We start from the raw sequence: 13310 nt of genomic DNA, 5'->3' as shown, positions 1-13310 counted from the left end.
TCTGAACGGCTTATTACTATCGATAATCGAGGAACAGGCAATGTCGCAATACCGTACGTTCAATGCTGCCGATGCTGTGGAATATGCTCAACAATTTGGCGGCGTGGACGATCCGTCAGCGCTGGTGAGCGCCGAGGAGATCGGGGATGGCAATCTCAACCTGGTGTTTAAAATTTTCGATAATCAAGGCCGCAGCCGCGTGGTGGTAAAACAGGCGCTGCCCTATGTACGTTGTGTCGGTGAATCCTGGCCACTCACGCTGGATCGTGCGCGTCTCGAAGCGCAGACGTTGATTGAGCACTACAAACATTGCCCGCAGCACACCGTCAACGTCACTCATTACGATGCCGAATTGGCGGTGATGGTGATGGAGGATCTCTCCAGTCATCGTATCTGGCGGAGCGAATTGGTGAAGGGTGCGTATTATCCGCAGGCCGGTCGTCAGGTTGGCGAATATCTGGCGCAGACGCTGTTCCATACCTCCGATTTCTTCCTGCATCCGCATAAGAAAAAAGCCGAAGTGGCGCGTTTCATTAATCCGGAAATGTGCGAAATCACCGAAGATTTATTCTTCAACGATCCGTTTATTGACCATGAGCGCAACAAATATCCTGCGGCACTGGAATCGCTGGTGGTCAGCCTGCGCAGCGACGATGCGCTAAAAATCGCCGTGGCCGGTCTCAAACACCGTTTCTTCGCCGATGCGGAAGCCTTGCTGCATGGCGATGTACACAGCGGTTCCATCTTTGTCGCCGATGGCAGCCTGAAAGTGATTGATGCGGAGTTTGGTTACTTTGGGCCGATAGGTTTTGATGTCGGCAGCGCGATAGGCAACTTGCTGATCAACTACTGCTGCCTGCCGGGCTTGCTGGCACCGCGTGAGGCAGCAGAAGGGCGTGAACGTCGTCTGAGTGACGTGCAGGATATTTGTAATCAGTTTGCCAGCCGCTTCCTGGAATTGGCGAAAGAGAAAACCCGCGATGTGGCGCTGGCCTATCCCGGTTACGCCGAATCTTTCCTGCGCAAAGTGTGGCGCGATACCTTGGGTTATTGCGGTACCGAGTTGATCCGCCGCACGGTGGGAATGTCTCACGTTGCGGATTTCAAACAGATTGAAGATCAGACCATGCGCACCGAGTGTATTCGCAGCTGTATCACGCTGGGACGCACGCTGATTCTGGCTGCCGATCATGTTGCTGATGTGGATGCGCTGATTGCGCGGATTCGTCAGGCGGGTTAATGCTGGCGTCGGGAAATCAAGCAGGGCTGCAGAATAACCGGCTGACGCTGCGCAGCAAAAAACCAGATAGTTAAACTGCGGGGCGACGGGAGAGGTCGTTCCCGAGAGTGGAGAAAGAGAGGCCCTGGAAGTACCCGACAGCCAAAAGAAAAAATGCCAGTCAGGCTTAACTGACTGGCATTAGCCCCGTTTCCGGGGCTTTTTTTATTTCACGTTTAAGCTGGATTTTTTAGCTTCATAACGATGTGTTCAACACCCGGCTCATTCGGTAACAGCTGAAGGGACGATTCAATGACAGTAATTTTCCTGCGTTGATGTCATCCAGGCGGCCACGCACAATCTTATCGGTGTGAACGTTTAAGTCGATGCTAAAAACATCAGCGCTTGCGATCATTTTGTCACGTTCAGACTGTGGCAAGGCTTAAAATTCTTCGAAGTTCTTTGGAAAAGCTTTATTTGCTGAGTGAAAGTTAATTACTAACGGATTACGCAGAAGGACGTTCGTTCCATGCGTCCGTGTACTGGATATTACCATCCACAATACGCCAGGTGATTTTTTCATACTGCAGGCTGACGCTTTCCGTGTGGTTCAGCTTGTCATTGCCCGACAGTTTTGTGTTGGCCACGCCGCAGTTAACGCCGGTGACTTTCACGTTTTCCATCAGCACGGTGTAATAGCACACCTCTTGGCCCGCATCGCTGATGTTGTAGAAACGAATTTCGGCGCTTTTCAGCGTCTGGCCGGTGGCCGCTGCTTTATAGAGATAAGGCGTTGAGCTATCCACCTCTTTCTCGATCATCATTGATGAATGCTGGCGCGTGCCGGTTATTTTGCCGTTAGCGGTGTCTACCGGCAGGTTAATACCGTGGCTCAGGCCGATAATTTCAATGCTGCCTTCACGTTCGTGAACATCGACAGAACCTCTAATATCCGCGCCACCATCGTCTTTAAGCCACATATACGGAGGAATTGGCATTTATTTGCTCCTTATTTTTTTGATTAACTTCATTGTTAAAATGTAAATAACAACCGTGATGGGAATCACTGTGCATACGGACATGTAGAAATAGATGTCGTAAAAACGATCCGCTCCAATCTCTTCATTCCCGTAGATCATTTGGCCGATTTTCAAGGCTAATTGTTCGTTAAACCATAACTCTGGCGGGCCCAGAGTACGGGCGACAACGAGCATCAGCGCGAGAAAAAAAGCGACTTTGGCCGCTCTACGGGCAAGTGTTTGAATAACCACCGGCAACCACCTCAATGTATCCGCGCGCCATTAAATTTTTCATGCAAGGAACCGGGATCGGCGCTGTTCTCAGAAGGGCATTACGAATTAGTGCATAGTCTGAATTAAGGTGGAGAGTTATACATCCTTCAGATACGCGGCCGGGATGAAGGCGAAATAATCCGCGTTTGACGTCATTAATCCACGTTTCATCATCAATGCTCAGATCGTCACGATATAAAGCAAACCATTCGTCGCGATCAAATTCAGCACCGTTAAAAACGCGGTTATATAAATCCTGTGACTTTGCCTTAGCCCATGAAAGCAGGCCACCCCTCCCACGCTCAACAATCCAGTATTTACCCGGTGGGATAGGCCCAACGTTTGGGACGGCCATACATGCAGGAATATTTCTGTAGGCACCTTTTCCGGAAAACGCCATGAAGACGCCCACGCCATACAGATTCAACGGCACGAAATCTGCGCCGTTCAAAATCATCTTACCAATAATTGGCATCGTTAATCCCTAACCTTTAATCCATGTAGTAACTGATGTTTACGTTACATCCCTCAGATTGTCAGGACCAGAAATAATTAGAGTTGGTGATCAATAAAGCTTTTACGATCACGCTTTGCTATTGGCGTTGTTAAAACAACAACGAGAGATAGAGAATCTCAACGAACAATCCCCCTTTCGCGCAAGACGTGCGACACAAACAGGATATTCGTTATGTCGCAGACGCTGACCGATCAGGATTTTAAGAACGCCGCCACCAAACTCAGCTGCAGTGAAGCCGCCGTGCGCGCCGTCGCCGAAGTAGAGAGCTCCGGTATCGGGAAATCAAGCAGGGGCTGCAGAATGACCGGCTGACGCTGCGCAGCAAAAAACCAGATAGTCAAACTGCGGGGCGACGGGAGAGGTCATTGCCGAGAGTGGAGAAAGAGAGGCCCTGGAAGTACCCGACAGCCAAAAGAAAAAATGCCAGTCAGGCTTAACTGACTGGCATTACTCCATGCGGAGCTTTTGTGTTTTAAGCGGCTTCACTGGCCCGCGGGTTGGATTTCGTCTGCGGCTTTGGCACCGCCAGCGCTTCCGGCGCGAAATCATCGACGTTAATCGCTTTCAAACGGCTGGCTTCCGCACGGATCAAGACCTGCGCTTCGCTCTCATCAATCCAGCCCGCTTTCAGGCCCTCTTGTGCCAGCGCATCCAGTCGGGTAAATGACAGATGCTTTTTCTGCTGCTTGCATAAACGATCGTGAATCACTTCGGCGGCCATCACATCCTGCAGCGCCTGCTCCAGCTGACCGGCAGGATTATGTGCGCTTGGTGCCAGATATTGGCCGCGGCCCAAACGGGTACGGGTCGCAGAAGGCAGCTGCAGCAGTTTCGCCAGCTTGTGGTCCAGTTTATCTGACGGTGCCGGGCAGTGATGACCACCGGCGAAAATCACCAGTCGCAGCGCACCGGCCACCATGCGGTTCGGGAAGTTACGAAGCAAATCATCCATCGCCACTTCGGCCTGATGCAGCGCATCCTGCACGCCCCAATGTACCAGCGGCAAATCGGCTTCGTTGCGGCCTTCATCGTCATAGCGCTTCAGGGTGGCGGAGGCCAGATACATCTGGCTCAGCACATCACCGAGACGCGCCGAGATACGTTCACGACGTTTCAGGCTGCCGCCCAGCACCGCCATCGATACATCTGACAGCAGCGCGAGGTTGGCGCTCAAACGGTTAAGGTGTTGATAGTAGCGGCGCGTGGCGTCGCGGGTTGGTGTGGCGCTAGTGCGGCCGCCGGTTAAGCCCAGCCACAGGCTGCGTACTTTATTACTGCCTACGTGGCCAATATGGCTGAATAGCGCGCGGTCAAAGGTCACCAAATCGTTTTTCGCTGCGGCGTTCATCTCTTCCAGCATCCACGGATGGCAGCGGATCGCGCCCTGGCCGAAGATGATCATGCTGCGCGTCAGGATGTTAGCACCTTCCACGGTGATGGCGATCGGTGCGCCCTGATAAGCCCGCGCCAGGAAGTTGTTTTCGCCCAGCATAATGCCTTTACCGCCAGCGATATCCATCGCGTCGATAATCGCGCGCTGACCGCGATGGGTGCAGTGATACTTCACAATCGCCGATAGCACCGCCGGTTTTTCACCGAGCATAATGCCGCTAGTGATTAGCGTTGCGGCAGCATCCATCACGTAGGCGTTACCAGCAATGCGTGCCAGCGGCTCTTCGATCCCTTCCATCTTGCCGATAGAGACTTTGAACTGACGGCGGATGTGCGCATAGGCACCGGTCGCCAGTGCAATGCTTTTCAGGCTGCCGGTTGAGTTCGAAGGCAGCGTGATGCCGCGACCGACTGAAAGACACTCCACCAGCATGCGCCAGCCCTGGCCGGCCATGGATGGGCCGCCGATGATGTAGTCGATGGGTACGAAAATGTCTTTACCGCGCGTCGGACCGTTCTGGAACGGCACGTTGAGCGGGAAGTGACGTTGGCCGATCTCTACGCCAGGCGTGTGCGTTGGGATCAGTGCGCAAGTGATGCCAAGCTCTGCGGTATCGCCCAGCAGGTGATCCGGATCGGAGAGTTTAAACGCCAGGCCCAACACGGTGGCAATCGGTGCCAGCGTGATATAGCGCTTGTTCCAGGTAAGGCGCATGCCCAGCACTTGCTGACCTTGCCACTCGCCCATGCACACCACGCCGGTATCGGGAATCGCGCCGGCATCCGAACCCGCTTCCGGGCTAGTCAGTGCAAAGCACGGGATCTCATCACCGCGTGCCAGGCGCGGCAGGTAATGATCTTTCTGCTCATCGGTACCGTAATGTTGCAGCAGTTCGCCGGGGCCGAGTGAGTTCGGTACGCCAACGGTGATCGCCAGAATGCCGGAGACGCCCGCCAGTTTCTGCAGCACGCGCGCCTGCGCATAGGCGGAGAATTCCAGGCCGCCATACTCTTTCTTAATGATCATGGCGAAGAAGCGATGCTGTTTCAGATACGCCCACAACTCCGGCGGCAGATCGGCCATTTCATGGGTGATTTCGAAATCGTTCGCCATGCGGCACGCTTCTTCAACCGGACCATCGATAAAGGCCTGCTCCTCTTCGGTCAGGCGCGGCTGCGGATAGTTGTGCAGCTTCTGCCAGTCCGGTTTGCCGCGGAACAGGTCGCCTTCCCACCATGTGGTGCCGGCATCGATCGCCTCTTTTTCGGTGCGCGACATCGGCGGCATCACTTTCTGGAAGCTGTGCAGCGCCGGTTTCGAGAACAGGCTGCGACGCATCACCGGCAGGTTAAATGGCAGCAGAATAATCGCCAGCGGCAGCAGCATCCATGGCGTCCATAAGTCAGCGGCCGCCAGTGCGCCGGTCCACAGCAGCAGAATTGCGCTGCTCAGCTGAAGCGAAATTTGGTGGTAGAACAACACGCTAAGCAGGATTAGCGTCGCAACGATTGAGGCAACCAACATAATGAACCACTCCATAAGTAGTAAGAGGTCTGACCTGTTATGGATGTAGGTTTAGAATATGGGGCAAAATTTATCAATCTGTTTACATCGCAATTACAACACATCTCACAAATTCGTTGCACGATGCGCAACAACTGCCAAACTTCCTCGAGACGCCGCGCTTTTCCTTATGGCAGGCGCTTTGCGGCTTAGCCCCATTCCGTTAAACTTGCCGGGTCAATCTTTCCTCTAAAGGACATCTCTATGTATCAGGACATTATTCGCTCAGAACTCAATGAAGCAGCCGATACGCTCAACACGTTCCTGAGTGACGAAGCCAACATTCACGCCATTCAGCGCGCCGCAGTTCTGCTGGCCGATAGCTTTAAAGCGGGCGGCAAGGTGCTCTCCTGCGGTAACGGCGGCTCGCACTGCGATGCGATGCATTTTGCTGAAGAGCTGACTGGACGCTACCGTGAAAACCGTCCTGGCTACCCGGCGATTGCCATTTCTGATGTCAGCCATCTGTCGTGCGTCAGTAACGATTTTGGTTATGACTATGTGTTCTCGCGCTATATCGAAGCGGTAGGCCGTGCAGGCGATGTGCTGCTGGGTCTTTCTACGTCCGGTAACTCTGCCAACATCATCAAAGCCGTGGAAGCTGCGCGCGCGAAAGGCATGAAAGTGATTACTCTGACCGGCAAAGATGGCGGCAAGATGGCAGGTTCGGCGGATATCGAAATTCGTGTGCCGCACTTTGGCTATGCCGACCGCATTCAGGAGATCCACATCAAAGTGATTCATATTCTGATGCTGTTGATTGAAAAAGAGATGGTTAAGTCATGATGCGTTCCTCTCGCCGCGCGCGAGAGGATCTAACTTAAGGCGGTTGCTATGTGCGAATTGCTCGGGATGAGCGCCAATGTCCCCACGGACATCTGTTTCAGTTTTACCGGTCTGGTGCAGCGTGGCGGTGGAACCGGGCCGCACAAAGACGGTTGGGGCATCACGTTCTACGAAGGAAAAGGGTGCCGCACCTTCAAAGATCCGCAGCCGAGCTTTAACTCGCCGATAGCCCGTTTGGTGCAGGAATACCCGATCAAATCGCATTCGGTGGTGGCGCATATCCGCCAGGCGAATCGCGGGGAAGTGTCGCTGGAAAATACCCATCCATTTACGCGTGAGCTGTGGGGCCGCAACTGGACCTACGCACACAATGGTCAGCTCAAAGGTTATCGTCAGCTGGATACCGGGCCATTTCGTCCGATTGGTGAAACCGACAGCGAGAAAGCATTTTGCTGGATGCTGCACAAACTGACCGAGCGTTATCCGCGCACGCCGGGCAACTGGCCAGCGGTGTTCCGCTACATTGCCGAGCTGGCAGCAGAAATGCGTGAGAAGGGCGTGTTCAACATGCTGTTATCGGATGGGCGCTATCTGATGGCGTTCTGTTCGACCAATCTCTACTGGATTACGCGCCGTGCGCCGTTTGGCAAAGCGACGTTGCTCGATCAGGATGTGGAAATTGATTTTCAGCAGCAGACGACGCCGCAAGATGTGGTAACGGTGATTGCTACGCAACCGCTGACGGGCAATGAAACCTGGCACCGGATAGTGCCAGGCGAGTGGGCATTATTTTGCCTGGGTGAGCGCCAGGAATGATTTCGAGGCAGCATCCGGTGTAGCGATCACCGGCGTGCTGTTCACCGCATATTGGCCGGTGGCCGTCACGTTCACGGTAGGCGGCACACGGTACTTAGCGAAGTACGCATAGCCCGGCTGCAGTTCACGCCAGAAGTTAATGTACGTCGAGTATTTATGACGCTGCATATTGCTGTCTGTCATGCGGAACGGATAGATATTGACCTGAATCTCCTGCTGACCATTACGCAGCGCGGCGTTGGTATAGGCAAAGATCTCATCCATCGATGCATCCGTCATTGCGTAGCAGCCCACTGACACGCAATCGCCGTGAATCATTAAATAGTTACCGTTATAGCCTTTAGCGCGATCGTACTGATTGGGAAAACCGGTATTAATAGCGCGATAAAAACGGCTATCCGGTTTTAACTGGTTCAGCTTAACGTTATAAAAGCCTTCCGGACTTTTGAAATCGCCCTGACGACGTTTAGGTCCTAAACCGCCAGAGAAATTACAGATGCGATAGCTGTCCAGCAGACGATATTCATTCCCGATTTTGCCGTACAGTTCCAGCGTACGCTCTTCCTTGAAAATCTGAATAAAAACGGGGGTGCCAATTAGTTGTTTCTTTAACTCTTTGCTCACCGGAGCCAGCGGTTGCGTAGGCTCGGGGTTCATTGCCCAGCTAAGGAGCGGCATAAGAATCATCGCAAGGGTTAATGCGATTCTGCCCATTCTGTAGATACCTTGATGTGGAGAGAGACGATGACGCTGTGCGTCCGGGTATTGCATTATCGGAAATATCCGCTATCGCAGCGCAACATTAACATTGTCTGGCTTTTAATCAAGCCAGTGTCCGAGAAAATGGCGCGTTCCTAAAAGGAATACGACCACTAATTTGTAAACTTTAATCTCGCTCTCAACAAATATTGCCGATATTTTTCGCTGCTGTATACTTATCCAGTATCTGGGAGGGCGTATGCGCAAAATTATTCATGTCGATATGGACTGCTTTTATGCAGCGGTTGAGATGCGCGACGATCCCTCTTTACGTGATATTCCTATCGCCATTGGCGGCAGCCGCGTGCAACGTGGCGTGATCAGCACCGCGAACTATCCGGCACGTAAATATGGCGTGCGCAGCGCGATGCCGACCGGCATGGCGCTGAAACTCTGCCCGCATCTGCGGCTGCTGCCCGGCCGCTTTGATGCCTATAAAGAAGCCTCCCGCCAGATCCGCGACATCTTCTCACGTTACACCTCGCTGATTGAACCGCTGTCGCTGGATGAAGCCTATCTGGATGTGACCGACAGCCTGCACTGTCAGGGCTCGGCGACATTAATGGCGCAGGCGATTCGCGCCGATATCCTGCGTGAAACCGGGTTGACCGCTTCCGCCGGCATCGCGCCGGTCAAGTTTCTCGCCAAGATTGCCTCCGATCTCAACAAACCCAACGGGCAATATGTGATTACGCCGGACGCGATGTCCGATTTTCTACTGACGCTGCCGCTCAGTAAAATTCCTGGCGTGGGTAAAGTGGCGACTAAAAAGCTGGAAGAGATGGGCTTGCGCACCTGCGCGGATGTGCAGCGCGCCGATTTGGCGCTGCTGCTTAAACGCTTTGGCAAGTTTGGCCGCATCTTGTGGGAACGCAGCAACGGCGTGGATGAGCGCAATGTGGTGGTTGAGCGCGAACGCAAATCGCTCGGCGTTGAACGTACCCTGATGGAAGATATTCACAGCTGGGAGCAGTGTCTGGAGATTATTGATTTTCTCTATGCGGAGTTGGATCGCCGCTTAACCGCCATCAAGCCGGATAAGCAGATCGCCCGACAAGGCGTGAAACTGAAGTTCAATGATTTCCAGCAAACCACGCAGGAGCACGTTTGGCCGGTGCTGAATAAAGACGACATGATCGCGGTGGCGCGTCAGGCGTGGGATGAACGCAGAGCAGGGCGCGGCGTGCGGCTGGTGGGATTGCATGTCACGATGGTGGATCCGCAGCTGGAGCGGCAGTTGGTGTTGGGGTTGTGAGATTGTGCGCGCTGCCCCTCATCCCGGCCTTCTCCCGCCAGCGGGAGAAGGAGTAAAACAACCGCGCCGATCGGTTCCCTCTCCCACTCGTGGGAGAGGGTTAGGGTGAGGGAAACTACTTCTTACCGTACTTCGCTTCCAGCGTTGCAAACCATGGCGCGATGAAATCGTTATTTTCGCCCCAGCCTGGAATGATCTTATTCAGCGACGCCACGTTGACCGCGCCTTGCTGGCTGTTCAACTGCTGCTGAGAAATCGATGACGCTTTAAACTCGTAAGTCGCCGGTGTGGTTTCGCCTGCAATCTTGTTCGCCACCAAACGCATATTCACTGCGCCAATGGTTTTTGGATCCACCGCTACGGTTTGTACCCAAGGACTGTTCTTTTCATGCATCAACTGCAGATCCTGATTGGACACGTCGATGCTATACAGTTTGATCTCGGTACGACCATTCTCCTGCAGGGCTTTATACGCGCCCTGGCTGAAGGCATCCCACGAACCCCAGATCGCATCGATCTTGCCTTTCGGGTATTTCGCCAGAATCGCGCCAATCTTGTTGGCGGTATCGCCCTGTACATCAGATGAAACCGCGCCAATCGACTCCAGCTGATGAATGTCCGGATTCTCTTTCAGCAGCTTCTCATACACCACCTGACGACGATCCATCGCCGGGAAACCGGCCACCCACAGCTTGACGATATTCGCTTTGCCGTTGAAGTCTTTGATTAAGCTGCCGAGTGATTCCTGCGCCAGCGAAGCATCATTCTGCGCCGTCACGGTGACGCCCTCTACCGGCGTATTAACCGGCGTATCAAACACCGACAGCTTGATGCCCGCTGCGGCAATACGCTGCACCAGCGCCGTGGAGTAGGGATCTTTACCGTGCGACAGGATAATGCCGTCATATTTCTGGCTAATCGCCTGGTTAACGAAATCCTGGAAGCGCGCATCGTCGCCATTGCTGAGGAAAGTGCTGACCTTAAAGCCCAGCTGGCGGCCTTGCTGAATCGCACCGGCGACAAACTGCGTGGTGTTATCGTCCGAACCCAGGTTGCGGATGATGGCGATGCGTAGCGGGCCTTCATGGTTAGCGATAACCTCAGGCACTGCGGCATCGGCGAAGGCGGCGCTGGCGTTGAGCAGGCTAACCGCCAGCAGCGAAAGGGTAATTTTTTTCATTATGATCTCTTTCTGATTAAACGCGCCTTAACGGCGCTGGATGTAAGTCATCGCCAGCGCCAGCGCCAGTACCAGACCTTTAATAATGTCCATCGCGTAATAGGGCACCGATAACATCACCAGCCCGTTCTGCAACACACCAAGAATGATGGCGCCCACCAAGGTACCCAGCGCATTCGGTTTGCCCGAACCGGCCAGCGAGAAGCCGATCCACGCTGCGGCAACGGCATCCATCAGATAACCGCCGCCGGCATTCACCTGCGAAGAGCCGATGCGTGATGCCAGCAAAATGCCGCCCAAGCCAGCCAGCAGCGAGGCCAGCACATACGCCAACACGCGATAGCGCGTGGTACGAATACCGGAGAGACGCGCCGCTTCAGGATTGCCGCCCAGCGCATACATACGACGGCCATGCTTGGTCAGCGACAGCGCCAGCTGCGCCACAATGGTGACCACCAGCATGATAATCACGATAGTCGGCACCTGGCCGAGCAGACCAAAGGCGGCAGGAATGGTGCCTTCGGCCATGTCGCCGCTCGGCAGCACCATATTCTCGGTGATGGAACCGCCAAAGCTGTAGGTCATCGCCACGCCCTGAATCACAAACAGCGTGGCGAGGGTGGCGAGCATGTCGGGAATACGTAGCACCACAATCAGGAAGCTGTTGAACAAGCCAACCAGCGTACACAGCAGCAGCGTAATAATGATGGCTCCGGTGGTGCCAAAGCCGTGCCAGACGAACAGCGAAATCACCAGCGCATTGGCCAGCGAGGCGGTGGATCCCACCGACAGGTCAAAGCCGCCAATGGTCAGCGAAATCGACACGCCAATCGCAATCACCGTGACGATGGCAATCGAGCGCAGGATGTTAATGATGTTGGTCGGTTCGAGGAAGCTGTCCGAAGCGAGACCAAATGCGGCAATCAAAATCACCACGGTCAGCAACATGCCCCACTTATAAAGGAAATCAAACAGCTGATGGCGCAGAGAAGGCTGCGAGTTTAGGGATAGTTCTTTGCTGCTCACGCAGGTGTTCCTCCGGTGGAATAAAGCAAAAGTGCCTCTTCTGTGGCGGTGTTGCCCTCCATCTCTGCCACAATGCGCCCATCCCAGAGCACACAAATGCGGTCGCACAGACCGACCAATTCAGAAAACTCGCCCGAGGCATAAATGATGCCTTTGCCCTCACGCGCTAAGCCATCGATCAACGTGAACAGATCGGTTTTGGCTTTGATATCGACGCCTTTGGTCGGCTCATCAAAAATCAGCACATCGGCGTTGTTGCGCAGCCACTTGCCAATCGCCACTTTCTGCTGGTTGCCGCCCGACAAACGACGCAGGATTTGCCCCGGTCCGGTGGTGCGCACATTCAGGCGCTGAATCACCGCTTCCGCCCAACGCCACGCCTGGCGATGACCAAACAGGCTCCAGCGCGAGAAGCTGTTATCGGCGCTGATGCTCAGGTTCATGCTCACCGGTTCATCGATGAAAATGCCCTCTTTGCGGCGCTCTTCCGGCACCAGCGCCATGCGGTTTTCTACTGAATCATGCGGTGAACGCGGTCGCCACGGTTTGCCGTGCAGTTCGCCCTTTGTCACACGGCTTTTGCTGGCACCAAAAAGCGCTTTGCACAGCTCGGTTTTACCGGCTCCCGCCAGACCGGCAATGCCCAGAATTTCCCCTTTATGCAGACGCAGCGAAATATCCTGCAGTAGCCGATCGTCGTGTAAGCCTTCCACCGACAGCAGCAGCGGCTGAGTCGCACGGGCGCGACGCGGCGGAAAAACATCATCCAGCCGATGTCCGAGCATTTTTTCCACGATCTGCTCGCCACTCAGCGCCGCCATCGGGCTGCTTTCGATCAGACGACCATCGCGCAGCACCGTTAAGCGGTCGCAAATCGCTTTCAGTTCGTGAATGCGGTGCGAGATAAACACCACGCCAATGCCGCTGGACTGCAAGCGGCGCACCACGGTAAACAGGCGCTCGCTCTCATGCTGATCGAGCGGGGCGGTGGGTTCATCCAGGATCAGAAAGCGGCAGTGATGGGACAGGGCGCGCGCCAGCAGGATTTGCTGCTTCTCTGCCAGCGAGCAGCGCTCCACCAAACGGTTGACGTCGATGTTCACTTCCAGCTGCGCCAGTAACGTACGCGCCTGGCGGCGAATCTCACGCCAGCTGTAGACGTGACCCGGTTCGGCTAAACGATCGAGCAGAATGTTTTCGGCCACGCTGAGCTGTGGCACCAGCGCCACATCCACTTCCTGCTGCACCAGATGAATGCCGAGCTTTTTGGCATCGCGCGGTGAGCGAATAGTGACCGGCACATCATCCAGCAGAATCTCACCGCTGTAATGATCGTGTGCGCCAGCCAGCACCGCCATCAGCGTAGATTTTCCGGCGCCGTTAGCGCCCGTCAACGCATGCACCGAGCCGCCTTCAGTCAGAAAATCCACCTGCGCGAGCGCGGCGAAACCGCCAAAGGCAATGGAGATATTACGCATCTCCAGGCGGTTGATCGCACTCATTG

13 protein-coding genes and 2 pseudogenes are annotated in these 13310 nt (G+C 54.6%); 7 read left to right on the top strand and 8 right to left on the bottom strand.

From position 1 onward, the window contains the following. Positions 1–40 precede the first annotated feature (40 nt). Positions 41–1240, top strand: a complete 1200-nt coding sequence (gene mtnK, locus Q3H59_RS16050; RefSeq protein WP_137385220.1) for an S-methyl-5-thioribose kinase — start codon at positions 41–43, stop codon at positions 1238–1240. A gap of 83 nt (positions 1241–1323) precedes the next feature. After that, positions 1324–1410 (top strand): annotated as a pseudogene (locus Q3H59_RS16045) (hypothetical protein); the annotation flags it as partial. A 315-nt stretch (positions 1411–1725) separates the two neighbouring features. Here the strand turns inward: Q3H59_RS16045 and Q3H59_RS16040 are convergent. Genes Q3H59_RS16040 through Q3H59_RS16030 form a run of 3 tightly spaced genes read right to left on the bottom strand, consistent with a single transcriptional unit; the run spans position 1726 to position 2986 of the window. Beyond that, positions 1726–2217: a type VI secretion system tube protein TssD gene (locus Q3H59_RS16040; protein ID WP_101762526.1), complete on the bottom strand. Its 492-nt coding sequence runs from the start codon at positions 2215–2217 to the stop codon at positions 1726–1728. Then, positions 2218–2490, bottom strand: coding sequence for a hypothetical protein (locus tag Q3H59_RS16035; protein ID WP_277974563.1), 273 nt, complete (start codon positions 2488–2490; stop codon positions 2218–2220). Further along, on the bottom strand, positions 2465–2986 hold the full coding sequence (locus Q3H59_RS16030) for a DUF2778 domain-containing protein (protein ID WP_137385221.1): 522 nt from the start codon (positions 2984–2986) through the stop codon (positions 2465–2467). The genes Q3H59_RS16035 and Q3H59_RS16030 overlap by 26 nt, the downstream gene beginning before the upstream one ends. Before the next feature lie 213 nt (positions 2987–3199). Here Q3H59_RS16030 and Q3H59_RS16025 point away from each other — a divergent pair, with 213 nt between their 5' ends. After that, positions 3200–3340 (top strand): hypothetical protein, encoded by a 141-nt coding sequence (locus tag Q3H59_RS16025; RefSeq protein WP_192415402.1) that lies wholly within the window; start codon positions 3200–3202, stop codon positions 3338–3340. Then, a pseudogene (locus Q3H59_RS16020) lies at positions 3292–3465 on the top strand (hypothetical protein); the annotation flags it as partial. The gene Q3H59_RS16025 and the pseudogene Q3H59_RS16020, both read left to right, overlap by 49 nt. Before the next feature lie 35 nt (positions 3466–3500). Here the strand turns inward: Q3H59_RS16020 and fadE are convergent. Beyond that, positions 3501–5945: an acyl-CoA dehydrogenase FadE gene (fadE, locus tag Q3H59_RS16015; RefSeq protein WP_309835812.1), complete on the bottom strand. Its 2445-nt coding sequence runs from the start codon at positions 5943–5945 to the stop codon at positions 3501–3503. Positions 5946–6188: 243 nt separating this feature from the next. On the opposite strand from fadE, the gene lpcA reads away from it, so the two are divergent. Both lpcA and Q3H59_RS16005 read left to right on the top strand, forming a co-directional pair. Beyond that, positions 6189–6770, top strand: a complete 582-nt coding sequence (lpcA, locus tag Q3H59_RS16010) for a D-sedoheptulose 7-phosphate isomerase (RefSeq protein ID WP_192415399.1) — start codon at positions 6189–6191, stop codon at positions 6768–6770. A 48-nt stretch (positions 6771–6818) separates the two neighbouring features. Continuing rightward, positions 6819–7586, top strand: a complete 768-nt coding sequence (locus Q3H59_RS16005) for a class II glutamine amidotransferase (RefSeq protein ID WP_008108933.1) — start codon at positions 6819–6821, stop codon at positions 7584–7586. Here the strand turns inward: Q3H59_RS16005 and dpaA are convergent. Beyond that, positions 7557–8300 carry a peptidoglycan meso-diaminopimelic acid protein amidase gene (dpaA, locus tag Q3H59_RS16000; RefSeq protein WP_101762523.1) on the bottom strand — a complete coding sequence of 248 codons (744 nt, stop codon included), beginning with the start codon at positions 8298–8300 and terminating at the stop codon, positions 7557–7559. The two genes, Q3H59_RS16005 and dpaA, sit on opposite strands and share 30 nt — an antisense overlap. Positions 8301–8544: 244 nt before the next feature. On the opposite strand from dpaA, the gene dinB reads away from it, so the two are divergent. Then, positions 8545–9600 carry a DNA polymerase IV gene (dinB, locus tag Q3H59_RS15995; protein ID WP_309835809.1) on the top strand — a complete coding sequence of 352 codons (1056 nt, stop codon included), beginning with the start codon at positions 8545–8547 and terminating at the stop codon, positions 9598–9600. 115 nt (positions 9601–9715) lie between these two features. On the opposite strand, the gene Q3H59_RS15990 is transcribed toward dinB, so the two are convergent. The 3 genes from Q3H59_RS15990 to Q3H59_RS15980 are packed head-to-tail and all read right to left on the bottom strand — an operon-like array spanning position 9716 to position 13308. Then, positions 9716–10780: a sugar ABC transporter substrate-binding protein gene (locus tag Q3H59_RS15990; RefSeq protein WP_309835807.1), complete on the bottom strand. Its 1065-nt coding sequence runs from the start codon at positions 10778–10780 to the stop codon at positions 9716–9718. A 27-nt stretch (positions 10781–10807) separates the two neighbouring features. After that, entirely contained in the window at positions 10808–11806 is a 999-nt protein-coding gene (locus Q3H59_RS15985) for an ABC transporter permease (RefSeq protein WP_309835806.1), read from the bottom strand. After that, complete coding sequence (locus tag Q3H59_RS15980; protein ID WP_192415393.1) at positions 11803–13308, bottom strand: sugar ABC transporter ATP-binding protein; 1506 nt, start codon at positions 13306–13308, stop codon at positions 11803–11805. Before Q3H59_RS15980 ends, Q3H59_RS15985 begins: the two co-directional genes overlap by 4 nt. Positions 13309–13310 lie beyond the last annotated feature (2 nt).

Origin of the sequence: Pantoea sp. SORGH_AS_0659 (assembly GCF_031453915.1) — a bacterium.
Lineage (GTDB): Bacteria > Pseudomonadota > Gammaproteobacteria > Enterobacterales > Enterobacteriaceae > Pantoea > Pantoea leporis.
This window is presented reverse-complemented; position numbering and strand designations above follow the sequence as displayed.